Raw genomic sequence first — 22,453 nt, 5'->3', positions numbered from 1 at the left:
TCTTCCTGCGGATAGGCCCGCCACGCGGGCAGGGGGTGCGGGTCCCCAAAGAGGAACACCGTCGCAGGGCCCAATCCATGCCGTAGGGGCCTGATCAGCATGGAGAAACAACGCGGGCCTGCATGTGGTGCACATCACCACTTGGGGATTTGGCGATGCTACAGGGGCGCCACGCACGGGATCAACGAAACAGATCATATGATCGCTTTTTTGGTATTCCGGGTCCTCCTAGACGGCCGTTCCGTAATGTCTTCTTCGGTTTTGTCCTGCTATGACCCGGCGTGTGGCGAAATCGTGGGAGTATGATCAAATTGATCAATCAGTCATCCGGAGGGGTTTGCGTTGGCGCGGAGTGTGACAGAGAGACGGCAGGCGATTCTGGAGATCGTCCAGAAGGAAGGCTCACAAGTCGTTCTGGAGCTGGCCGAACGGCTGAGAATTTCCGCCGTGACGATCCGCCGGGACCTGGAGGAACTCGCCGCGCAGGGCCTGGTCCACCGGACGCACGGCTCAGTTGCCCCTGCCGCCGAACCCGCATCGGCGGCGCTGGACGGGCCAAAAACCATCGGCCTGGTAGTACCGCACAGCAACTACTACTTCGACGGGGTCATCGCCGGCGCCAAAGCCGCTGCGGCATCGGCAGGAGCACGGCTGGTCCTGGGCGTCTCGGACTACGACAAGGCCACCGAAATGCACCAGGTCGCCCGGCTCACGAACAAGGGTGTCGACGGGCTGCTTATCGCCCCCACCCCGGATTTCATCACTGGCGAACTCGACGCCGAGCAGCAGCAATGGCTGGTGTCCCTCTCCGTTCCTGTCGTCCTGGTCGAACGCCCGGTCGCGTCCACGGGCGTAGCGTCAATCCTGGACTCCGTCAGCTCCTCCCACTCCGCGGGAGCTGCCCTCGCGATCCGGCATCTTGCCGAACTGGGCCACCGCAAACTCGTCAGCGTCATGATCTCGGGCCCCAACACCCCGCAGGTCCGGCAGGGGTACCTGTCCGCTGTGGAGTCGCTCGGCCTGGAGTCCCTAGGGGTTATTGATGAAGGCGGGGCAGGCTCCGAGGATGCCGCCGGACTGCTCCTGCAGTCCGTCCGCGACGGCGCCACAGGTATCTTCGTCCACAACGACCAACTCGCGGTCCGGTGCATGATGTGGCTGGAGGACGCTGGTGTTGACGTCCCCGGAGAGGTTTCCCTTGCCGGCTACGACGACGTCATCGCCGGAGTAGCCCACGTACCACTGACCGCCGTAGCGCCCTGGAAAAGCATGGTGGGTCACCGGGCGGTCCAGCGGCTTCTCAGCCGCATCGCCGAAAGGGAACCAGCAGGGAATTTCGGACGCCCAAGCGAAGCCATGGCAACCGAGCACCTCGAGTTCGTCCCGCGGCTGCATGTTCGTCAATCAACAACCGAACCCTCGTTCCGGACCAGCGCCGCCAGCCGTGGATAGCATGACCGGAACCGGCCCAGGACCGGGCGCATGAAACTCGCTTTTTCCTCGCTCGGCATGCCCGGAGCGGGCATCGACGAGCTCATCCGCTGCGCCGAAGAAGGAAAAGCAGACGGCCTGGAACTGCGAATCGCCGATGGTGAGGCCATCACCAAGACCATGCCAGCCAAGGCTCAGCAAACAGCTAGACGGCGTATCGAAGGCGCCGGCCTCACGTTGATAGCCATCTCCAGTTACATCAAAATCTGCTCACCCGAGCCCGACGCGGACGTCATCCGCGACCTTCACGAAACACTCGAACTCGCCGCCGCCCTTGGTGCCGGCGGCGTCAGAATCTTTCCCGGCGCTGACCCTGGCAACGGTAAGGCCAAGGACTGGGACGGCCTCGCCGCCCGGCGGCTGTCAGCCGCAGCAGAGGTTGCCTCATCCCTGGACGTGCAATTGCTGCTCGAAACCCATGACTCCCATCCCACGGGGACAGACATCGCCCGGATCCTGCGCCGCGTCGAACCCAGCGGAGCCACAAAGGCCATCTGGGACGTCCTCCATCCCTGGCGGCACGGGGAACAGCCTGAGGACACGGCCAACGCACTCCGGGGATCCCTGGCCTACTGCCAGTTCAAAGATGCCATCATTGGGGCAGGACCCGACAGCGTCACTCTCACTCTTCCGGGCCAAGGCGCCATCCCGATGGCCGCTATCGCAGGTACGGCTGAGAAGATCAGCAAAGACCAGGGCGATAAAACGTTCTGGGCCTGCCTCGAATGGGAAAAAGCCTGGCACCCCCATCTTGAAGAACTTCCAGAGGCACTCACAGCACTCCGCGCCATCCTCATGCCCAAAGCAGCTGCGTAAACGCCACCTCGCCTCGGGCAGAACCGATAATCCGGAGCGGGCAACAAGACGCACCCTGAGACACTAAGGAGAGAGCTGGGGAGGCAAGCGTACGCACCGATCAGGCGGGAATGTTTGACCTTCACACTCTATGCAGTACGAATGGCCGTTGCTCTCACGCGCGACTTGGGACCGGTGGCGGACAAGGAAACAGGAATAGCAGGTGAACTCGTCCGCGGCCTGCGGAATGACCTGCACGATGACCTCCTCGCGACGATCTCTCCACCAGGGGTGAGGCCCTTATCCAGTGCGTCGGCCTCGTCCAGTTCATTGACAACGCTGCGGGCATCCGGTGGCATTCGCAGACTGCAATGCCTCGAGAGAACGTTCCTGCAATTCCTTAACCTCGGAGCGGACTTCGTCGTAATCGGCTGCCACTTCGGTGATTCTCGTTTCGCCGTTTGGTTTCTTCTTTCGAACGAAACTGAAACGTACCCCGATGAGCCGGTGTTGCGGTGCCAGGGGAACTGACTTAAGCCACCGCAGGGCCACCTGACCAGCGTCGGGTCCTGTAGTCTCACGTTGAGATCGCTTAGTCCCACGTTGAGATCGCACTGACTCCGAAGAGTGCCACAGCAAGGCCATACCCCTGGGTTTTGCGGCCCAGGAGCCGAAGGGACACGGCAGGGTATTTCAAGCGCGAGTACCGCGGTGCACGGTTTTCCCCGGCCTTAGGGCTGATGCGGGCCGGTGCAGCCACTGTCAGCGGACGCCGAGGTCGCTGTCACATACGAACCGGGACGATTTTGAGTGCCATGCTGGCAATTGCAGCCACCATCCAGCTGCAGGCGAACGGTCACGGGACTCGATGCTTTGAGCTGGATGTCACCATGCTCTTTCCCGTTTCTGCTAAGGCGGAGAATTGATTCTTGGTCGTTGCGATGGGTCAATAACTACCTTTGCTGATGCAGGGAGAGTGGATGCGCGCCGGTGGCACGGCCCCACCAGCCGGGGTTTTACACCTTGACGTATCCATTCGGGTTGAGCACGAACTTCGTTGCCGAACCGGCGTCGAATTCTGCGTAGCCGCGCGGTGCGTCCTCAAGCGGGATCGCTGTGGCGTTTACGGCCTTGGCGATCTGGACCTTGTCGTGCAGGATGGCCATCATCAGCTGGCGGTTGTACGACATGACAGGGCACTGGCCGGTAGTGAAGGACAGGGACTTTGCCCATCCGGTGCCCAAGGACAGCGACAGGGAACCGTGCTTGGCGGCGTCATCGATCCCACCGGGGTCGCCCGTGACATACAGGCCGGGAATGCCAAGGGCCCCGCCTGCGGCGGTGAGGTCCATCAGGGAGTTCAGCACGGTGGCCGGGGCTTCGTGCGAGGCGTCCTTGCCGTGCCCCCGGGCTTCGAACCCTACGGCGTCCACGCCGCAATCCACTTCGGGGACGCCCAGGATCTGCTCGATCTGGTCCTTCGGGTCGCCGTTGGAGACGTTCACCGTTTCGCAGCCGAAGGAACGGGCCTGCGCCAGCCGGTCCTCGTTCATGTCACCGACAATCACGACGGCGGCACCGAGCAGCTGCGCGCCCACGGCGGCTGCGAGCCCCACGGGGCCGGCACCGGCAATGTAGACGGTGGATCCCACGCCCACCCCGGCGGTGACGGCGCCGTGGAAGCCGGTGGGGAAGATATCGGAAAGCATGGTCAGGTCCATGATCTTTTCCAGGGCCTGGTCGCGGTCCGGGAACTTGAGCAGGTTCCAGTCAGCGTAGGGGACCAGCACGTATTCTGCCTGGCCGCCCACCCAGCCGCCCATGTCCACATAACCGTAGGCGCTGCCCGGGCGGTCCGGGTTCACGTTCAGGCAGATGCCGGTCTTCCGCTCCTTGCAGTTCCGGCAACGGCCGCAGGAGATGTTGAAAGGTACTGAGACGATGTCTCCCACCTTGATGAACTCCACGTCCGGACCGACTTCCACTACTTCGCCGGTGATTTCGTGGCCGAGGACGAGGTCCTTGGGAGCCGTCGTCCGGCCCCGCACCATGTGCTGGTCCGAGCCGCAGATGTTGGTGGTCACTGTACGCAGGATCGCGCCGTGGGGTACTTTTCGGCCCACATTGGCCGGATTGACCCCGGGCCCATCCTTGAGTTCCAACGTCGGGTAGTCGGTGTCAATGATTTCGACAACACCGGGTTCTTTGTAGGCGACAGCTCTGTTTCCTGACATGGACACTCCTGTTGGTTGTGGGGTTGGTACTGGTTTTGGTGCAGGGCATGACATCTCGGATGACTTCCACTGGTCCGGCAAACTCGCCGGCGCTGATCCCTTGCCCGAGAGCGGTGCTTCGATGGAGATACCTCCCCAGGTGCCAGGCCACCGAAGCACCATTCACGTGCACGGGACAGCTAATCCTTCGTGAGGGCGAAGGCTGTCAGCGGGATGCCGTGCCAGGTGTCACAGCATCCCGGCGCTCCTGGACTTGGGTGAATTACACACTGTCTCTCCCTTGATCTTGTCTGTGATGCATGGCGATGCTGCGGCCTCCCATGGGAATCCGGACTGACGTGCGCCTGACGTGCAACGATCTGATATCCCATTGTCTGGAGGATGATATATCAGTGATCCTAGGGGAGTCACATGAGCAATGTCCAGAGATTTCCTGGCACCTGTGAACCAGGCTTATCGTTCGCCGCGGGCTGCTGATTGGCGCAGTCACCTGCGCAACTGCTGGCAGCCAAGGAGCACAAGCGCGCGCCAATCGGCAGCAGCGATGCCACTGGCGCGGCCACCAGAAGAACCCAGAATGACTCGTGCGCTCAGGCCCTGAGTTGAAGCCGGTCCCTGGCCTGGGTGGTGTCCGACGGCGCGCAGGGCGTCCCAGCCTAGCCGCGACGGCACCAGCGCTACTGGCTGGCGCGCATCCTCGGCCAGGGCATGCTCGACGCCTCTGTCGCGTACGGTTAGTTTCCGGTGGTCTCCGAAGATGAAAGCTGCTTCAACGCCGGATGTTTGATCGGTTGCGGCTGCAACGTCTTCCTTCTAATGTGTTCTGCGGGTTGCCCGCTCATCCCAGTGTTGCGAGGGCAGCGGGGGCGCATTCGATGGTGACGCGTGTGTTCGCCTCGACCGAGTTCACTTCTCCGTCGATTTGGTACGGGATGGGTTTGAGGGTGGTGAATTCGTAGCTGCTGACGCTGGGCTGGTCTCCCAGGCCCTGGGTGGCGGACTTGAGTGCGGTGAGCAGCACCCGCAACTTTGAACGGTGGGGGAAAATAATGACTTCGAACAAGCCATCTGATGCTTTGTCGTCGGCTTCGCTGAGGGTGGCGTACTTTGCCATCTGGGCGATATTGGCGAAGACGAGGCTATCGAACTTCCGGCGCTTGCCGTCTTTTTGCCGGATCTCAAAGGGCTTGAATTGGGAAAAAGTGCGGATGACGGAGAACATTTCCTTCAACGCGCCTTTGCTGCCTTTCTCCAAATCGATAGCCACGACCGGGGTCAGGCCGAACCCGATGTAGGAGTGGGCGTATTCGGCGGGGCCATCGGGTGACTGGCCTTTTTTGATGCGCAGCAGGTCAATGCGCCGTACGGCGCCGCCGGCAATGGCGTCCTCCAGCGGTTGGGTGCCGGTGGTGCGGCGGTGGTCATTCGCGTTTCCGGCCGCCATTACGGCGCACACGGCGTCCGGGTTTCCGCTTTGCATTACGCCGTTGACCACCTCGTTGTATCCTCCGTCCCCGCTCACCGAGACGATCAGCACGTCCCTGCCGTTGCTGGCCGCCGTACGTGCCAGTTCTACGGCATGGCCGGCATGATCTGTGGGCTTGAGCCTGATCTCTGCGGCGTAGGGGAGAAGCCCGGTGAGTTTGGACTGCAGCTCCTCGGCGAGCTTGGGTGCGTCCCCGGTGCTGTTGGGATTGAAGATGATGACAATTTCTTCGAAGGTCCGTGCTGTGCCCTTTGTCATTGCATACCCTTAGCTGTTTCCGGTGTGGACGAGGCTCTGAGGGTCCTGCTGGTGGGCCGGGGCGTCGGCAAGACCGGCGGGGGTGAGGTCAAGGTCCTCCAATGCGCCCTCGCCCTGGCTGACGGCTGGAGGATTTGTGGGGGTGAGGTTATGGCTGTGGTTCGTCATGTTCGGGTGCGCCTTTGGTCCTGCCTTTGGGGGGCATCGGTGAGTGAATTTAGTTGGCCTGTTCCATGCAAGCCCGTAGAGGCAATGCGCAGCCACCAGGCTCTCCAGGTGGTGGAGGCAGGAGCGAACAGCAGTTCGCCGTGTTGCTTGGCCCCATTGCTTGAGACGCTGTCTACGCTGCTAGTTTAGTGCGCCCGGATTACAACCCGCGCACGAAATGGGCGACGGGCATTCGTTCTGAGTCTGACCGTCAAGGGCAGGAAGGCCTTCCGCCACTTGCGCGGCAGAAAGCCGGATGGCCCACCCTTGGGGAATCCAGGGCGGGCCATCGGCGTTCTTCGACATGTCCGGAGCTTTTCGGTGGTGTTTAGCCCGAACCACGGGGCGATCAGTCGGGGGTGCTGATCTGTCGGACCTGCCTGGTCCGATTCTGGGGTCCCGGCCTACCGCTGGTTTGGTTAGCGGCTGGTCGTGCCGGCGGTGCTGCTGTTGCGCGACAGCAGGATGGCCAGGGCGATCATGCCGACGCCCAGGACGAAGTGCAGCCAGTTGTCAGCGGTGTTGACCGGGACGAAGTTGGCGGCGCTGTCCTGGCCAACGAGGAGCCCGTAAAGCCACAGGACAAGGTAGATGACGCCGCCGTAGAGCAGGTAGCTGCGGGACTGGGTGTTGTTGCGGGACATCAGGATCCCGGCGACCCCAAAGAGCAGGTGGACGATGTTGTGCAGGATCGAGACCTGGAAGATGCCCAGCAGGAGCGCCTCGGAGCCGTGGCCGGCGAACGAGAGCGCTTCGTAGTTGCTGGTAATGCCGGGGATGAAACCGAGGACGCCGACGAGAAGGAAGACTGCGCCTACTGCCTGGGCCGCTTTTTGGAGGTTTGTCTTGGGGCCGGTGGTGCGGTTTGTTGTAGTCATAGGGATGCTCCTGATTCGTTGTTATATATCGAGTGATGTTCTTGCCCGTGGCGGGAAGATAAAACGGTTCGTGCCTGCCGCTCCCTCGTCCTGTGCCGTGTGACAGTGCCTGATTCTGTATTCCGCAAATGCCGGATGTGTTGTTCCAGTTGCTGGCGGAAGACTGCCTCGTCCGCGAAGTCCGTGCCCGTCTCCCCGCTGCTTTCTTCACTGATCAGGCTTTCGGCCGCGGAAAGGGCGGCACGTCCTTCCGAGGTGAGGTCAAGGTAGGCGCTGCGGCCGTCCCTGCCCCGTTCCTTGCTCAGGTACCCCAGCGACTGGAGCCGCCTGAGGACTTTGCCCAGGCTTTGCCTGCTCACGCAGAGCATCGCTGCCACGTCGGTGGCTGTAGCGGGTTCAAGTTCCGCTACGGCCTCCAGCGCGTCCAGCGCTGAGGTGGTCAGTTTGAGCCGGGCAAGCCTGCGGTTGAGCCGGCGTTCGTAAAGACGGGCCGCGATGCTGACCAACCGGTGCGTGGCCCACTGCTGCGGTCCCGGCCTGGGGCCGGGGACGGCTTTCATGTGCCGGGGTCCGCCGGGGAGGGGTTGCTGGTCCAGGTCCCTTGGCCGTCCCGCCGGGTTGCGGGACGGCTCCGGGGCCTTGTCCTGGCCGCTCACGTGTTCTGGACGTTGTCCTTGGCGTCGACGGCGCGGTCTTTGACATCGGTCGCCGCGCCCTGGCCTTCGGCTTTGACGTTCTGGACGGCGTCAGCGGCGGTGGTCTTGACGCTTTCAACCGCTTCCTGGGCCGGTTCCTTCAGGTCCGCGACCACGTCCTTGGCGGCCTCGCTGACCTTGCCGGCCAGCGGCTCGGCTGCTGTCTTGAGCTGCTGGGCCGCTTCGCGTTCCTTGGTGCTGGCGGGGATCAGCGACGAGATAAGCATCCCGGCGCCGAAGGCGATCAGTCCCGCCGCCAGCGGGTTGCCCTGGGCCTGGGCCTTGACCTGGGCCGGGGTGTGGGAGATCGCGGTGCCGGCCCCGGAGAGCTTGGCGGCGACGGTGTCCTTGGCCCCGTGCAAGGACTCGCCGGCACTGTGCGCGGCCTGCCCGGTGCTGCTGGTGCCGGAGGAGACCTTGTCCTGAACGGTGGAGACCTTGTCCTGGACGGTGGACGTGGCCGAATCCGCTACTCCCATGACTTTCTCCTTCACCCCGGTGACGGCGTCCTTGACGCTGCCCTTCACCTTGTCGGTCTGGCGGTGGACGATGTTGGACGGGGTGACCTTGTCGGCGACCGCGTCAACGTTCGTGCCCAGGCGCGCGCGGGTCTCTTCAATTTCCTGACGGATTGCATCCGGGTTATCGCTCATCGGTTTACCTCACCTGGTTTCAGAGTCGGGGGAATTTCAGAAAGTGTTTCGCCTGTCTGCGGCAGGCCCTTCATCTGCTTGAGTTCTTTGCGCCCCATCGAGGCCAGGACTGCGGCGATGATGCCCCAGATCACGGCGACGATCACCGCTGCCCAGCCCAAAGGCATCAGGGCGCCCAGGGCGAACATCAGCGCCAGCGACAGGAAGACCAGGACGAAGTGCCCTGCTACGCCGGCGCCGGCGAGCATGCCGCCACCCTTGCCGGCCTTCGTGGCTGACTGCTTAGCTTCGGCCTTTGCCAGCTCGACTTCCTGGCGCATCAGCGTGGACAGGTCGCGGGTTACCTCGCCGAGCAGGTCGCCGAGGGAGGTGTTGTCCGCCTTCACATGCGCCTCGCTGGGCGCGGGTTCGGGTATCTGACTGCTCACAGGTGCCGTCCTTCCCCGGGCTTGTACAGGTCATCTTCAAACCGCAGCGGCGTGTCTTCCGCGGTGCCTGACGGCAGCGTTGTGGTGGAAGCAGGCGCTGCGCCGATGACAACCGGCTCCTCATACAGGTCCGTGCCGCTGCCCGTTGCGTACACCGATTCCTGCGGCAGCGAAGCTGCCGGCGGGGCAGGAACCTGCCCCTGAGACTGGGCGGATCCGCCGCCACTTGCCGAATCCGGGGCGCCGGCAGTGAGGCTTCGCGTGAGCCGTCCGGCCAGAAGACCGGCGCCGGCAGCGAGCAGCAGGAACGTGCCGGGACGGTTGCGGGCGAACCGCTGCACCTCGTTCAGGAGGTCACCCGGTTCCTTGTTCTCGATCCAGGAAGCCACGGATTCGCTGCGCTGGGCTGCCTGCCGGATAAGGTCACTGGCCATACCCTGCTGCTCAGGAGCCTCGGCCATCGTCTGCAGCTGGCTGGAAATGGTCCGAATGCCCTCGGCAGCCTTCTGCTGCTGCGTGCCAGCCTGACTGGACAGACCCGACTTCGCCTGCGACAACAGGTCCTTCGCGCTGGACTTCGCCTCGGCCGCGACGTTTGCGGCCTCTTCCTTCGCAGTCTGCGCTACATCCTGCGCGGCGGTCGCGGCATGCCCTGCCACGTTGGAAGCCTCTTCCTTCGCCGCGTCCTTCTTGGATCCGGCCCCGGAGTCCGGCGTGACGGACGGGGTCGTTTCGATAATGGTGGTTGCTTCCGGATCCTGGGACGAGGACCCGGTGACGTTCGTCCACTGATTTTCCGTCATCATGCTCTCTTTCCTTCGCTGTCAATAGCTGGGTGACCAGCACTGATGCAATAATAAGCATGATTACTAATTTTTAGTAAGTACCCTTCCTATATTGTTTCCGAGTGTTGCTCCATTAGTCATTTCGTGACGAAGAGCGCGCACTGGGAAAAGGGTCGCTTTTCAGCGAGCAGGGAGGGCCGCCGCCGTGGGGCCGGTGCCCACGTTTGGGGGGCCCACGGTCGTCACTGTTGAGGACATGCCCCTGCAGCTCCAGGCGGCCCTCGTCACTGAGGTGCCGCGTTGTGCCGCCTGGGCAGCAGGATTTGGTCAGTGGGCTGCCTGTCCGGCGGGGTGAGGATCCATGAGCTGTCCTGGCTTGGCCGCGGCCTTGTTCGCCGCAGTTTCCGGATCAAGAGGGCGAAGGGCAACAGCAACAGATACAGGATCCCGGCCGTTATCAGTAGCAGCACAAAGAGTATTAGGTACGGCAGGTAGATGAGGAAGATGCCGACAAGGACGGCAAGGTATCCCATGCTGAATCCTAAGATCGTTTCGGCATTCAACGGTTACTCCCAAGGGTTATCCGTGGTGGTGGGTGGTGCCGCTGCCTCGTGCTCGTCGGAGACTCACTCTGCGAGGGCGTGCAGCGGCGCGGTTTAGGTGCAGGTCGTTGGCCACGTAAGTGTGGGCCATCGACGGTGCGGGCTTTAGCCCAGGCCGAGCCCTGGAGTTGGGAGGAGCATGGGGGAGGCCCGGCCTGTGCTCCTCGCGGGCAGAACTATGCGTGGAGTTGGAGGAAGAAGGGGCTGTCACAGCGGCCTCCGGCTAAGCTGATGCGGGGCCTGCTGCTGGACTTGATTGAGGTATAGCGCGGGGTGCGGCTTACTGTCAATAGCGGGGGCTGCCGCAGCCTTCTGGGTTCCCAGCGGAGTGCTTAGACCCTGAGCCGAAGCCGGTCCCTCGCCTGTGTTGATTGAGCCTGCGGGGCGTGTCCGCGCGTGCTTCCGGCCAGGCTGGACACCGGCTTCACCCGCCGGAGGGCAGCCAGAATTGGGCGCCCCGCCACGGCGATTCCGGTAATGGTTGTGACGGCCCTCAGGGTGTCCCAGCCCGCCGTCGACGTCAGCAGCGAGTACAGCAGGAAGCTGCTCAGGTTGGTGCCCAGCGGCGCGCCGGGCTCGTACGAAATGCCGGTGCCGGCACCCACCGCAAAGGGCCAGAACCACAGGTTGAGCAGCAGGCCGAACAGGTAGGACGCCACGGTGCCGTAACCGCACAGCATCCACAGTTCTGCCTTCCCGCGCACCCGGCGGGGGAGCAGGCCGGCCCCTGCGCCGACCCACGCGCAGGCGAAGATCTGGAACGGGGTCCACGGACCAATGCCGCCCCACAGAACGCTGGAGACGGCGATGGTAGCGGCGCCGAGCAGCAGGCCGAACCGGGCACCGAACGCCCGCCCGGCCAGGATCAGCAGGATAAAGACCGCCTCCACGCCTCCGACGCCGGTGCTCGCCACCCGCACTGCCGAACCTACCGCTGCCAGGACGCCGAGCAGCGCCACCATGTGCGCGGAACGCACCGAGCCGTCCAAGGACACGGCGACGGCGACGGCGGCGACGGGTGCGGTAGCCAGCGCCGCGAAGGGCAGGGCCGCGGCAGCGTCCTGCGGGAGGGCTGCTGCGAGGAGCGGCCAGCAGAAGGCGCCGAGAGCCAGAAGGTTTGCGGCTGCGAGGACGGCGAGTTCAACGCCGCGGGGCAGCCGGATGCGGTGCGGCTTCTTCGCGCTATGAATGTCCGTTGGTTCATCGACGAACTTTGGTGCCGGAATCCGTGGGGCCGTTGCTGGATGTGCAGTGGCGGCATCAGCCCGGGCGGCTTCTGTTCCGGATGAGGGCACGACGCCGTCACGCATCGGGAGGATCCGGGCGCCGAGGGCGTGGGCAAAATTGAGGTCGTGGGTGGCGATGAGGACAGCCGCGCCTGCGTCCGCCGCGGCACCCAGTGCTGCTGACACGGCCGTGCGTGCCGCCGGATCGAGGCCCCGGGTCGGCTCATCGATCAGGAGCACCTGGGGGTTGTCCATGGTCTGCAGCGCGATGGCGAGGATCCTGCGCTCTCCGGCAGAGAGGTCGCGGGGATGCCCATGTCCAAGGGGAATCGCGACGTTTCCGCGCAGACGGGCGAGGCGCGATGCGGCAAAGCCGGGCTCAAGCTGTGGACCGTTCTTTCGGCGTGAAAGACGCCGTTCAGCCGCGCGGAGCTCTCCCGCGACGGTATCCCTGGTGAACAGGTCGTCTGAGGCGTCCGGCACTAGGGCGACCCAGCCGCCGTCGGACGCTCCGCCGTCGCACATCTTCAAAGCCCCTGCCCCTTCGCCGAGGCCTTCACCCAGGGCGAGCGCCACCAGGAGGGACGATTTCCCAGCGCCGTTCGGCCCCACCAAGGCCACCACTTCACCGCGGTGCAGGGTCAGGGACGCCTCGCGCACCAGCGGCTTGCCCTTGCGGTGCACGGCGAGGTTTTCCGCCGTCAGCACCGGCTCGTGCCCGGTCTCGGGAACGTCCGTTGGGTGTGCAGCAGCGGGGGCAGAGGGGGACGGTGCGGCACCTGGGACCAGGTCGCCGTTGTCGATGGTCCACCAGGAGTCGGCAACCGGAGCGAGCGCTTCCGCCCGGTGCTCGGCCACGATGACGCAGACGCCGGCGTCGCGGGCGAGGGCATGAAGCACGGAGATGACCCGTCCGCGGGCTGTGATGTCCAGGTCGGCCAGGGGCTCGTCCACCAGCAGCAAAGCGGGGTGATCCACGACGGCGGTGGCGATGGCGACGAGCGTAGCTTCACCCGCCGAGAGGGTGTTGAGATTCCGGTCCAGCAGCGCCGAGACTCCAATATGCTCCGCCACGTCCAGCACCCGGGCCTTGGCGGCAGCGGATACCATGCCCCGCAGCTCAAGGGCGAGGGCGATTTCGTCCCGGACTCGGGTGGTGGCAAAGGCGGCGCGGGGATTTTGCAGGACGACGCCGACGAGCCGGGCCGTGTCGCGCGGCGGCGTGGCTGCCCGGTCCATCCCGGCAACGCGGACGGTGCCGGAGAGTTGGCCGCCATCCATGTGCGAGAGCAAGCCGGCGATGCCCCGCAGGATGGTGGATTTTCCGGAGCCCGTCGGTCCGGTGATGACTGTTATTGACCCGCTCGACGGCTCGAAGTCCGGGACGTTCACCTGCGCATCGCCAATGCGGAACTGCGCGTCCCGGAGAAGCACCTGCGCTTCAGTGGTTTGAGCTGGCTGGTGCGAGGCCCGGCTTCCGAAACCGCGCAGCTCCAGGGCCGCGGCAACCCGGGCCGCATGTTCAAGAGTGCGCTCGAGCACGGGCACCAGGGCGCGGGGCCCAAAGCGTTCCCCCCGCAACCGGAACGCAAGGCGCACGGAGGCAACGGCGTCGGAAAGCGCCGGAAGCGCCGCCCACGCCACCACCAGCGCCCGGGCGAGTCCCTGCAGGGGGCCGCGGCGGGCGAGGTGCACGAAGCCGCGGGCCACGTCCACCAGGGCGTTGAGCAGGCCGAAGCCGAGGATCATCCCGGCAATCGGCAGGGCGGAGAGGACCGCTTCCCACACACCTTGTCCCGTGACCGGGCCGAGGAAGACCACGTGGGCGTACGGGGCAGGCAGCCGCACCGCCGGCAGGTCGAGCAGGAGCGGCCCGCCCATGCCCGCGCCGTTGAAGAGGACGCGGTAGACGACCCGCGCCGCGATGAACACGACGGCGAGTGCAGCGCCGGCGCGCAACGGCGCGGGTCGGAACGTCATGCCGCGGGTGCGGCCGGTTCGCCGTCGACCGTGAAGAGCAGTTCCAGGCTCTGGCCCGGGCTGACCTGCAGGGTGGAGACGCCTTCCTGGGCGTATTCCCAGGCGCCGGCATCCTTCTTGAGCCAGAGGGACCAGTAGGCGAAGGCGGCGGGCATGCCCTTGCATTCTTCGCGGTAGGCGCCGCCCTGGTGGGTGATGTCGAGGTCAGCGGCGGGCACACCGTTCACCCGGCACACGATATCTGTCGGGTACTGGGCCGTGCCCTCGGTCTTCACGTTGGCCTCTTCGAGCACCTTGGTGGCGGGAGTCGGGCCGTCCACCGGCACGCAGACGTTCTTGTCAGCTGCGGACTGCTTCAGGGCGCCCGTATCAACGATGAGCTTCACGCCCTCGCACGGGGCATCGGCGGCACTGGTTGAAGCGGTTGCGGTGGCTGGCGCCGGAGCCGTCGAAGCGGGGTCGGAGGCAGCTGGCTGGGTGGCCGGCGCGGAACAGGCGGCGAGCGAAAACAGTAGACCTGCGGCGGCGAGGGAGCTCGCGGCGGCGGTGCGAATCTTAGTGAATGTCACCTGTCAAGGGTAGGGCGTTGACTATCCGGATCCGGATGCCGTCGCGTTATGTGACGTCACGTCTCCGATCACCCAGCACCGGCTCCTGTTCCACCAGCCACGCCTTACTTGTAGGTGATGGCTGCCCCAGCCAAGGCGGACCAGGTTATATGTCCGCCTTGGTAGTACTGCACCACGCCGGACCCGGAGGGAATTTCGTTGGAGACCGGGTATCCGAGGCGCCCGTTCTCCCAACCCTGGAAGGCGTAGGCCTGGCGGATGGCGCCGGCGTTGCTGTACGCGCCGGAGCCGGGGGACCAGTAGATCACGCCGCTTTGGAAGTTCTGGTAGACGCCGCCGTTTCTAAGCCCGGTGATTTCGTTGCTGGTGGGGTAGCCGAGGAAGCCGTTTTCCCAGTTCAATGCTGCCCAAGCTGTTCTGATGGCTCCCTTGGTGATGTGGGCGCCGCTGGCCGGAGACCAGTGAATGACGCCGCCTTGGAAGTTTTGGTAGACGCCCCCGTTCTTGAGGCCGCCGATTTCGTTCGTGGTGGGGTAGCCGAGGCTGCCGTTTTCCCAGTTCTGCGCGGCCCAGACTGCTCTGATGGCTCCTTTGGTGATCCGCGCACCCGTGGCCGGGGACCAGTGAACCACGCCGCCCTCGTAGTTCTGGTAGCAGCCTCCGCCGGCCAGGCCGCAAATGACCGGTCCCGTGGGCGACCCTATCCCTGGAGACGCAGCAGCCGCCGCGGAAATTGCCTCGGTATATTCTGCTGCTGCGGCGGGGGTTTGCAGATAGAGCAACCGGTTGGGCGTGCCCGCTCCCACGCCGCTGATAGTTTGCGTGGTGGCATCGGCGGTGATTTTGAAGGCCACCGCCGATGGGGTCATCGCAGGGTTTTGGGAGAGCAGCACCGCCGCTGCCCCGGCCACGTGGGGTGTGGCCATCGATGTACCGCCCATGGTGGCCGTGGCCGTGACAGAGGTGTGCCCTGTCGATTTGATGCCAACACCTGGGGCATACAAGTCAACGCAGGGGCCGAAGCTGGAGAAGGAGGCTTGCCGGTCCGAGCTGTCGCTGGCGGCGACTGTGATTGCTTCCGGAAGCCTGGACGGGGAACTGTTGCAGGCATCGTCAGCGGCGTTGCCGGCAGCCACGACAGCGGTGACACCGTCGGCAATAACGCCCTTGACGGCGGAGTCGAGCATGGCACTGAATGGAGTGCGCACGCTCAGGTTGGCTACGGCGGGAGTTCCCGCAGTGTGGTGCCGGGCCACCCAATCCAGGCCCGCGACCAAATCCGAGATGTAGCCGAAACCTGCGCAGTCCAGCACGCGTACGGGAATGAGGGTGGCCTCCTTGGCCACGCCGTAGGTCTTGCCGCCAAGGGTGCCGGCCACGTGGGTGCCGTGGCCGCTGCAGTCGGCGGTGCCTTTGCCGTCTGCAAAGACCGTCCATCCAGTCGCCACGCGTCCGGCGAACTCGGTATGGGTTGCCAGCACTCCGGTGTCCAGGACGTAGGCACTCACCCCGGCGCCAGAAGCCCCCGGCGTATAGGAGCCCGATAGCGGCAATTTGCGCTGGTCAATGCGGTCCAGTCCCCAAAGAGACGTCTGGCCGGTGTTGGCCACCGTAACCGGTGCATCAATTTCCACCGCTGCCACCTCGCCCGCCGTCCTGAGTTCCTCGGCCTGGGCGGGAGTCGCCGTCACCACAGCTCCACGAAGCGCTGCGGAGAAGGTCCGCCCAACGGGGAGTTTCCGGGCGTGCAGCGCCCTTTCCCCGACTGCTGGATCGGTCCCATCGGCATACTTCACGATGTAGCGGGCTTTTGCGCCCTGAGGCCCCTCGCCGACGGCAGCCTGCGAGGGATCCGGCGCGGCGTTTCCGGCAGTCACGCCGGCGCAGGTGACCGACAGGACGGTCAGCAGCATGAGCAATCCAGGGCGGCGAACAAGAGGTGACAAGATTTCGGGTTCCTTCGTTGAACGGACCGTGGGTGAAACGCTACGCGCGGGCCGGGTAGCTGAATCAGCATATTCAGTGCGGCCGCGTCTGCGGCTTAACCTGCCCTAATCTTGCGCCAAAACTTGAATGAGAGATTCGGGGGTCAGCTGTCCAGCAGTCTCCCGCTTGCCCAGCGCCGCACTGCGAGTTTCTCTGCAGCATCGAATTCCAGCAGCGCCACCCGGCACAGTTCTTCCACGTTCGCGGTCCACGCTGCTGCCAGTTCTGCCGAGGTCGCCCGGTCGCTGAGCTGGAAGTTGACGTAGGCGAGACTCTGCAGGACAAAGCTGACTGCACTTCGCGACACCGGCTGGCCCGCATTGACGCAATCATCCCTGACGTGCCGGGACAGCTCGGTGCGGTTGAGCGGCGGATCCTCCCGGAGCCGCTCTGCCATGGCTTGGAAGATCTGCCGGAATTGGGCTGCGGACAGCGCCGGCACGTCCGTAACCCGGGTTACCCGCTCTTCCACCCCGGGCTGGAGGTCGGCAGGCACCGGGAGGTCTTCGCTGGAGAACCGCTTTGCATCCCAAACCCAGCCGCCCCGTGCTGCTGAGTACTCGACGTCTTTGCCGATGTTGCAAATCCATGTCCCAAACTTTCCGAACCCGCCCCAATCAGTCTTGAGGGATGGGTCTGCCGTCAGCGCGCGGTGGGCCACCATGGCGCCGACCACTGGCCCGGGTGCTGCGCGGATGAATTCCAGAACCTCCCGCACAGCAGGCGGAGCCGCCTTTGACTTTCCCTTGGCCGCAGCCGTGACCTGCGGCTGTTTCGAAGAAGTGACCGCATGTATCGGTTCACCCGTGGTGCCATTGAGGATCGCTACGAAGTCGTGGGATTCCACCACGTGGTCCGCCATCTCCCGGTAGGCGAAAGCCACAGCACCGGCAGCTATGACGGTGGTCATCCTGTCAGCGGCGCGGAACCGCTGGATGAGGGAGGTGAAGTCGGCATCAGCAGAAGCGATGAAGAATTCCTCGATGCCCCCGCTTCCGGAAAGTGCGTCCATGGCATCCAGCACCAGGTTGATGTCCGTGCTGCTCTTGCCCTGCTGCGTCAAGGACGGGCAGTCGATGACGCGGAATCCGGCGCGGGTCCAGTAGGTGCGGTACTTCGAGTACACGGTCGGATTCAGGTAGCAGTTGCGAATCAGGAAGCGGCGGGTGCTCTCTCCTGTTCCGCCGGCCGACAATGCATCTGCCCAATGCTTGGGATCCTCGGCAAACCGCTTAGCCGCCAACGGATCCAATGCCTGCAGGCCGGTGAAGACATTGTCGAAATCGACAAACATCGCGGCGCGTACGCCGGGCCTGCGGAAAGGCAGGAGAGCTTCTGTCATTGGGCCAGTGTGCCAGCTACCTTGGGTGCAAACGTGCGACACGCAAGCGGACGACGGCGGGTGCCCGCCCGCCGTCGTCCCTTATGGCGCAGAGTCCAGCGCTGCAGTGAAACCGTCAGGCTGGTCGCGTATTGCCGCGAGGTCCTCGAACGTGCCGATGGGGACAATGCCGTTGTAATGTCCGACGTATTCGTAGTAAAGCACCAATGCCTGATTGGGAGCGTAGTAGCCAATGGTCAGCGGTTCTGCGTCACTGCCGGCCGGCATGCCCTCGAGGGAGAGCGGAGCCGGCAGGTCGGCGATCTTCTCCTGGCCGCCGTGGTCCTTGAACGTCAGCGTCAGGGGAAGCTGATCGATCAGCCCGCCAGTTCCTGCTGAACTGGTTATGCCAAGGCCCCTCTGGGCGGTTAGCGGTTGCGAAGTCCATCAGAATGCGTAACCGACAATCACGAGGATGACTACGATGAGCACGGACTGCAACGTAAACCCCAACGTCGCCAAGGGAATCAAGGCCGGCGTATCCCGCCGGAACATCATCAGGCTGACCGGAGCCGGCGCTGCGGCCATTGGGCTATCGAGCGCAGCAGGCCTGACCGGGGCCGGGCCGGCTTTCGCCGCTCCTGCACCAAGCTAAAGCGGACGACGGCGGGTGCTCACCCGTCGTCGTTCGCCGTACCTCCGAAGGTCTGGACGCAGGTGGCCGCCGGATTTATCGTGCAGATGTGGCGGCTGCCTGACTGGCAGGATGCCGTGCTGCCGGTCTGCCGTTGCAGCCGTCCGTCAGAAGGAGGAAGCAGATGGAACACGTTGAAGAGACCGTGAATGTGGCTGTCCCGGTGCGGACCGCATACAACCAGTGGACCCAGTTTGAATCCTTTCCGCAGTTCATGTCCGGTGTCGAATCGGTAACCCAGCTGACCGATACCACCAACCACTGGGTCACCAAGGTGGGCGGCGTTAGGCGGGAGTTCGACACCGAGATAGTTGACCAGGAGCCTGACGACCGGATCGCCTGGCGCATGGCGCAGCACCGACGGCAAGTCCCACGCCGGCATCATTAGATTCACTCCGTTGGATGCCGATCACACAAAGGTCAAGGTCCACTTCGAATGGGCGCCGGAAACAGCCACTGAAAAGGCAGGCGCGGCCCTGAAGATTGACGAGATGCAGGTCAAGGCCGACATGCGCAAGTTCAAGGACTTCATTGAATCGCGTGGCAGCGAAACCGGCGGCTGGCGAGGCGTAGTCAAGGACACCGGCCCCACCGGGCAGTTATAGCAGTGCTGGCGGGATCAGCTGCAAAGCCAGCCCCAGCAAACAGAAAGCGGACGACGGCGGGCGGCTCCCGCCGTCGTCGTCTGCATTGATTACCGTCAGGTCCAATAAAGAAGCCGGGCAGCGGGCAGGCGCCGCTCCAGCTCCTCCGTGAACCACTGGCGCATCTCCGTCATGGTCTCTTTCGGATACACGTACTTAACGCCACCGAACTTCGAACGCTTCTGGCTCCGCGAATCCTCGTCCATCTCGAGCTTGGTCCGCGGATACCAGCCCAGCAGCACCTCCTTGCTCGCGGGCGTAAAGCGGTGCGTGATGATCTCGGCCGTGAGATCGAGGTCGTCGATGCCGGCGACTGCCTCGGAAACGTCATCCAGCAGCGCGCCGTACTGCTCCCGCCAGCCAGGAACAGGCATGACAGGGGCGATGGTCAGGCCCACCCGGTAGCCTGCGCCCGCCACCGACCGGAGGGCGGCGAGCCGCGCGGGCATCCGCGCGGTCCCGCCCTCGAAGCGGTTGGCGATCTCGGCAGCATTGACCGAGAACCGGATCCGGGTCCTGCGCCCATGATCAAGGTTCACCAACTCGGCAACGTCGTCGAACTTGGTGGTGAAACGCAACTGCACGTCGCTCCCGAACTCGGCAGCCCCCACCCGGGATATGGCGGTGGCAAGCGAACCTGTGACGCTCTCGATGCCCAAGGGGTCCGTATAGCAGGACAGTTCAAACGTCGTGCCCTCGCCACCACGCTCGATCGTCCCGCTGGTGACGGACCCTCTGCCGGCGTGGGTGCGGATACCGTCCAGCACGTCGTCTATATTGGCGTACACGCGGGTCACGGGCGGCCCCTGCAGGGAGCCGGCGAGATAGCAGTACTGGCAGTGGGCGGGGCAGCCCTTGGCCAAATCGATCCTCCAGTCAGCACTTGGCGGGATCGGCTGCGGCTTCAGGGTGCTGGGCGGGGCCACGACCACCGCCAGCGTGTTCTTTGCAGAGGCATACGTCTCGCGGTCACTGGCGCCGCGCAAACCTGTCAGCGCATTGCCGGGCATGAAGCGGATGTCATCCACCCCTGCCCGCTCGCACCTCCTGATGATCTCCGCGGTGTGGGGCAATTCCGCCGCGGCACGCGTGATCATCACGTGTTTGGGAACCCACAAGCGGGCGGGGGAAAGAGAGGTCAGGTCCATGTCCTGAAGAGTCATCATCACCCTGTACAACAACCGGAAGCGCGCGGATGTTCCACGAATTAAGGTGGTTGGCACCTGCTTTCCGTCCTCCGCGATGCCTGCTATTCACCGGCCGAAACCAACCCGACCGTTTCCGTTCGTGCGCGGAGGGGAGGCTCCTTGGGGCACCCCGGCAGCATCCCCCTTGCCGGGCTACTTGCGCTTCACCGTGGCCGGAAACAGCGCCGACGGCGCAGACATCCTGAGGTGGGAAAAGGTCCCGTTCAGCTCCTAGCCACCAAAAGGAAGCGGACGACGGCGGGTGCCCGCCCGCCGTCGTCGGCTTCCTTGTTCCAGCAAGCCACCTACAGGCGCAGCTCCATAAAGACGCTGTTCGAGTCCAGGGTGTAGTCGGCAAACGGCGGGCACTCGGTGAAGCCGTGGCGGGCGTAAAGGCGCCGGGCAGGGGCGAAGTAGTCCTCGGTGCCGGTCTCAAGGTAGGCGCGGTCGAGGCTGCGGGCGCGGGCGTGGTCGAGGATATGGCCGAGCATCAGCGTGGCTACGCCCCGTCCCCGTGCACGTGCCGTGGTCCGCATGGACTTGATCTCTCCATGCCGTGGTGGACCGGCACCGGAATCCAGGAGCTTGAGTGCGCCGCAGCCCAGCAGATCGCCGTGCTCTCGGGCCGTCCAGAAAGTGATGGACGGCGCGGACAGTGCAGAGTGGTCCAGGGCATGGACGCTTTCGGCCGGGGAGGTGGCGAACATGTCCGCCAGGTGTTCGCTGAGGAGCTGGTGGACATCGGCGCGCGAGGGGTCGTCCCGGTCAATGGAAATCACCCCACCAAATTTACCGTCCAATCAGGGGGAACACGCGTTCAGCTTGGACTACCGCGAAGGACGTCCACGTGCACGTGGTCCAGGTGACGCAGGATCTCGTTGCCGGGATCGGGTGCGTTGTAGTCGTGCCATCGGCCGCGGGGGCTGTGCACGCTCCAGAACTGGTCATCGAAGATCACGTACTGGACATCGAGGTCCTCGGCGTGGGCGACAAGCCAGTGAGCCAGCACCCACCCTTCCCGCCGGTTCTCTTCGCTGACCGGACGAAAGAAGATATCGATGGCCCGGCCGTCGTAGTGGGTGGAATCCCCGCCGTGTCCCTGGCTCACGCCGCCGGGGGCGAACCCGCCCAGGCTGCCCTCACTGAAGACCGCGGTCATCGCCCCGCGCAATCGCTCGGCGCGGGGAGTCAGACCGCTGGCAGCCAACTGCTCTTCCTGCAAGTCGTCGGCCGCCGAGCCACGGCAGCTCAGGCTGGGACCGGCATCCCCGGGCGGCCCGTCAGCCAACCGCTGCAGCACTGCGGGGTCGATGTCGGAGGTGTCTGGTGCCACAGCCCCTCGCGCCGCCAGCGCCACCGCCGTCGTTGCCAGTTTTGCTTTTTCACGGTTGAGCCCAACTTCTCCTTCGGCGGTCTCGACCACACACTCTGATGCGCCTCCAAGTGCGACGACGACGCTGCGCACGCCGCCCAGCAATCCGGGCACCGTAACTAGTGCGGCGGCCAGGATCCCGACCAGGAGAAGGCTCAGGAGAAGTTGAACCGGGCGCCGCGCGCCGCCTTTCTTGCCTGGACTCACGATTGCAGACCTATGTCACAGAACGGACTTGAGGGCGCTGTAACCCGTGGTCCCTGCAATCAGGGGATTTCGGGGGACCGGAGAGGCACCCTCAAAGGTTTTGCCCACGCTGATGCATCCCTTTCGAACATTCGCAGTATTCCACCTATAGCAGGAGAAGCTGAGAGTTCGGCGGGTGTGTAGGTCATACCCTTGGGACGCACTCGCCACTTCCCAGCATGGCCAGCCCGGTGCGGTCACCCGTTCCGAGCTGTCCGCTGTTCTCTTCGTACATCAGCTGCGTCGGGTCGTTCACGTGGTCCAGCCCTACGACATGCGCCAACTCGTGCATGATGACGGCCCGAACCAACGCGGATCCATCAGGATAGGTCAATGTTTCAGCCAGGCCTGGTGCGTTAACCGGTCAAACAACGACGGGGTGAAGTAGAGCCCCACGACGAGCGCGAGGCCCAGAGCTGTGGCTAATCGGGGACCCTGCCTGCGCACGGGCCTGAGCTTCGTCCTGCGATAGGTCCGCCTCTTCGCCGCAATCGGCGCGGGGCCGGTCCGCCAAGGCTCGGGATCCTGAAGCTTGCTTAGTGCTTCATCAATGGCCCACTGCGGGATACGTCCGCTCGGTGAACGCCGGACTCCTGGAAGGTCATGCCCGCCTGCAGGTTTACCTGAATCCTTGCTGCCGAAACCTGATGTCACCAAATGCTCCCTATGCCCCCAACCCATCTCCGTCGATGGCTTCGCTCAGCATAATGGCCATG

General features: G+C 64.4%; 20 protein-coding genes and 2 pseudogenes. 4 read left to right on the top strand and 18 right to left on the bottom strand.

Going from position 1 to position 22,453, the window contains the following annotated elements:
* Window positions 1-354: 354 nt before the first annotated feature.
* Window positions 355-1,452 (top strand): LacI family DNA-binding transcriptional regulator, encoded by a 1,098-nt coding sequence (locus FDW84_RS14765; protein WP_138610270.1) that lies wholly within the window; start codon window positions 355-357, stop codon window positions 1,450-1,452.
* A gap of 30 nt (window positions 1,453-1,482) precedes the next feature.
* Complete coding sequence (locus tag FDW84_RS14760; protein WP_138610269.1) at window positions 1,483-2,307, top strand: sugar phosphate isomerase/epimerase family protein; 825 nt, start codon at window positions 1,483-1,485, stop codon at window positions 2,305-2,307.
* Between the two features lie 63 nt (window positions 2,308-2,370).
* Here FDW84_RS14760 and FDW84_RS14755 read toward each other — a convergent pair.
* From FDW84_RS14755 to FDW84_RS19360, 14 genes and pseudogenes are all read right to left on the bottom strand, one after another.
* Window positions 2,371-2,724: pseudogene (locus FDW84_RS14755) on the bottom strand (DUF4193 domain-containing protein).
* A 578-nt stretch (window positions 2,725-3,302) separates the two neighbouring features.
* Window positions 3,303-4,520 carry a formaldehyde dehydrogenase, glutathione-independent gene (fdhA, locus tag FDW84_RS14750; protein WP_138610268.1) on the bottom strand — a complete coding sequence of 406 codons (1,218 nt, stop codon included), beginning with the start codon at window positions 4,518-4,520 and terminating at the stop codon, window positions 3,303-3,305.
* 838 nt (window positions 4,521-5,358) lie between these two features.
* A complete protein-coding gene (locus FDW84_RS14745; protein WP_138610267.1) occupies window positions 5,359-6,264 on the bottom strand; it encodes a diacylglycerol/lipid kinase family protein in 906 nt (301 codons plus the stop codon).
* 9 nt (window positions 6,265-6,273) lie between these two features.
* The gene (locus FDW84_RS19365; RefSeq protein WP_171046792.1) at window positions 6,274-6,432 is read right to left on the bottom strand and encodes a hypothetical protein; all 159 of its coding nucleotides are present in this window, start codon (window positions 6,430-6,432) and stop codon (window positions 6,274-6,276) included.
* Between the two features lie 458 nt (window positions 6,433-6,890).
* Window positions 6,891-7,349 carry a DUF4383 domain-containing protein gene (locus FDW84_RS14740; RefSeq protein WP_138610266.1) on the bottom strand — a complete coding sequence of 153 codons (459 nt, stop codon included), beginning with the start codon at window positions 7,347-7,349 and terminating at the stop codon, window positions 6,891-6,893.
* Window positions 7,346-8,005, bottom strand: a complete 660-nt coding sequence (locus FDW84_RS14735) for a MarR family winged helix-turn-helix transcriptional regulator (RefSeq protein WP_138610265.1) — start codon at window positions 8,003-8,005, stop codon at window positions 7,346-7,348. The genes FDW84_RS14740 and FDW84_RS14735 overlap by 4 nt, the downstream gene beginning before the upstream one ends.
* A complete protein-coding gene (locus FDW84_RS14730) occupies window positions 8,002-8,697 on the bottom strand; it encodes a DUF3618 domain-containing protein (RefSeq protein ID WP_138610264.1) in 696 nt (231 codons plus the stop codon). Before FDW84_RS14730 ends, FDW84_RS14735 begins: the two co-directional genes overlap by 4 nt.
* The gene (locus FDW84_RS14725; RefSeq protein WP_138610263.1) at window positions 8,694-9,125 is read right to left on the bottom strand and encodes a phage holin family protein; all 432 of its coding nucleotides are present in this window, start codon (window positions 9,123-9,125) and stop codon (window positions 8,694-8,696) included. Before FDW84_RS14725 ends, FDW84_RS14730 begins: the two co-directional genes overlap by 4 nt.
* The gene (locus FDW84_RS14720; protein ID WP_371419174.1) at window positions 9,122-9,931 is read right to left on the bottom strand and encodes a hypothetical protein; all 810 of its coding nucleotides are present in this window, start codon (window positions 9,929-9,931) and stop codon (window positions 9,122-9,124) included. The genes FDW84_RS14725 and FDW84_RS14720 overlap by 4 nt, the downstream gene beginning before the upstream one ends.
* A gap of 913 nt (window positions 9,932-10,844) precedes the next feature.
* Complete coding sequence (locus tag FDW84_RS14710; protein WP_138610262.1) at window positions 10,845-13,718, bottom strand: ATP-binding cassette domain-containing protein; 2,874 nt, start codon at window positions 13,716-13,718, stop codon at window positions 10,845-10,847.
* Window positions 13,715-14,287, bottom strand: a complete 573-nt coding sequence (locus FDW84_RS14705; RefSeq protein WP_138610261.1) for a hypothetical protein — start codon at window positions 14,285-14,287, stop codon at window positions 13,715-13,717. Before FDW84_RS14705 ends, FDW84_RS14710 begins: the two co-directional genes overlap by 4 nt.
* Before the next feature lie 104 nt (window positions 14,288-14,391).
* Entirely contained in the window at window positions 14,392-16,233 is a 1,842-nt protein-coding gene (locus tag FDW84_RS14700; RefSeq protein WP_138610260.1) for a S8 family serine peptidase, read from the bottom strand.
* Window positions 16,234-16,376: 143 nt separating this feature from the next.
* Window positions 16,377-17,615 carry an NYN domain-containing protein gene (locus FDW84_RS14695; protein WP_138610259.1) on the bottom strand — a complete coding sequence of 413 codons (1,239 nt, stop codon included), beginning with the start codon at window positions 17,613-17,615 and terminating at the stop codon, window positions 16,377-16,379.
* 81 nt (window positions 17,616-17,696) lie between these two features.
* Window positions 17,697-17,972 carry a cyclophilin-like fold protein gene (locus FDW84_RS19360; protein ID WP_256371732.1) on the bottom strand — a complete coding sequence of 92 codons (276 nt, stop codon included), beginning with the start codon at window positions 17,970-17,972 and terminating at the stop codon, window positions 17,697-17,699.
* 97 nt (window positions 17,973-18,069) lie between these two features.
* On the opposite strand from FDW84_RS19360, the gene FDW84_RS19355 reads away from it, so the two are divergent.
* A complete protein-coding gene (locus FDW84_RS19355) occupies window positions 18,070-18,249 on the top strand; it encodes a hypothetical protein (protein ID WP_171046791.1) in 180 nt (59 codons plus the stop codon).
* A gap of 163 nt (window positions 18,250-18,412) precedes the next feature.
* A pseudogene (locus FDW84_RS14685) lies at window positions 18,413-18,893 on the top strand (SRPBCC family protein).
* A 95-nt stretch (window positions 18,894-18,988) separates the two neighbouring features.
* Here the strand turns inward: FDW84_RS14685 and FDW84_RS14680 are convergent.
* From FDW84_RS14680 to FDW84_RS14665, 4 genes are all read right to left on the bottom strand, one after another.
* On the bottom strand, window positions 18,989-20,095 hold the full coding sequence (locus FDW84_RS14680; RefSeq protein WP_205754748.1) for a spore photoproduct lyase family protein: 1,107 nt from the start codon (window positions 20,093-20,095) through the stop codon (window positions 18,989-18,991).
* A 329-nt stretch (window positions 20,096-20,424) separates the two neighbouring features.
* Window positions 20,425-20,898, bottom strand: a complete 474-nt coding sequence (locus tag FDW84_RS14675; RefSeq protein ID WP_138610257.1) for a GNAT family N-acetyltransferase — start codon at window positions 20,896-20,898, stop codon at window positions 20,425-20,427.
* 38 nt (window positions 20,899-20,936) lie between these two features.
* On the bottom strand, window positions 20,937-21,698 hold the full coding sequence (locus FDW84_RS14670; protein WP_138610256.1) for a VldE C-terminal domain-containing protein: 762 nt from the start codon (window positions 21,696-21,698) through the stop codon (window positions 20,937-20,939).
* Between the two features lie 184 nt (window positions 21,699-21,882).
* Window positions 21,883-22,071: a matrixin family metalloprotease gene (locus FDW84_RS14665; RefSeq protein WP_240721531.1), complete on the bottom strand. Its 189-nt coding sequence runs from the start codon at window positions 22,069-22,071 to the stop codon at window positions 21,883-21,885.
* Window positions 22,072-22,453: the final 382 nt, after the last annotated feature.

The organism is Pseudarthrobacter sp. NamE5 (genome assembly GCF_005796225.1).
In the GTDB taxonomy this organism is placed as follows: Bacteria; Actinomycetota; Actinomycetes; order Actinomycetales; family Micrococcaceae; genus Arthrobacter.
Note: the sequence above shows the minus strand (reverse complement) of the source record. Positions and strands in the feature narration are given on the sequence as shown.

What these genes read in the sequence shown, in the direction of transcription:
- FDW84_RS14730 (WP_138610264.1), bottom strand. Translation starts at nt 8,697, where the DNA reads ATGAGCGATAACCCGGATGCAATCCGTCAGGAAATTGAAGAGACCCGC.
- FDW84_RS14740 (WP_138610266.1), bottom strand. Translation starts at nt 7,349, where the DNA reads ATGACTACAACAAACCGCACCACCGGCCCCAAGACAAACCTCCAAAAA.
- FDW84_RS19365 (WP_171046792.1), bottom strand. Translation starts at nt 6,432, where the DNA reads ATGACGAACCACAGCCATAACCTCACCCCCACAAATCCTCCAGCCGTC.
- FDW84_RS14720 (WP_371419174.1), bottom strand. Translation starts at nt 9,931, where the DNA reads ATGATGACGGAAAATCAGTGGACGAACGTCACCGGGTCCTCGTCCCAG.
- FDW84_RS19355 (WP_171046791.1), top strand. Translation starts at nt 18,070, where the DNA reads ATGACTACGATGAGCACGGACTGCAACGTAAACCCCAACGTCGCCAAG.
- FDW84_RS14760 (WP_138610269.1), top strand. Translation starts at nt 1,483, where the DNA reads ATGAAACTCGCTTTTTCCTCGCTCGGCATGCCCGGAGCGGGCATCGAC.
- FDW84_RS14680 (WP_205754748.1), bottom strand. Translation starts at nt 20,095, where the DNA reads ATGACTCTTCAGGACATGGACCTGACCTCTCTTTCCCCCGCCCGCTTG.
- FDW84_RS14745 (WP_138610267.1), bottom strand. Translation starts at nt 6,264, where the DNA reads ATGACAAAGGGCACAGCACGGACCTTCGAAGAAATTGTCATCATCTTC.
- FDW84_RS14710 (WP_138610262.1), bottom strand. Translation starts at nt 13,718, where the DNA reads ATGACGTTCCGACCCGCGCCGTTGCGCGCCGGCGCTGCACTCGCCGTC.
- fdhA (WP_138610268.1), bottom strand. Translation starts at nt 4,520, where the DNA reads ATGTCAGGAAACAGAGCTGTCGCCTACAAAGAACCCGGTGTTGTCGAA.
- FDW84_RS14695 (WP_138610259.1), bottom strand. Translation starts at nt 17,615, where the DNA reads ATGACAGAAGCTCTCCTGCCTTTCCGCAGGCCCGGCGTACGCGCCGCG.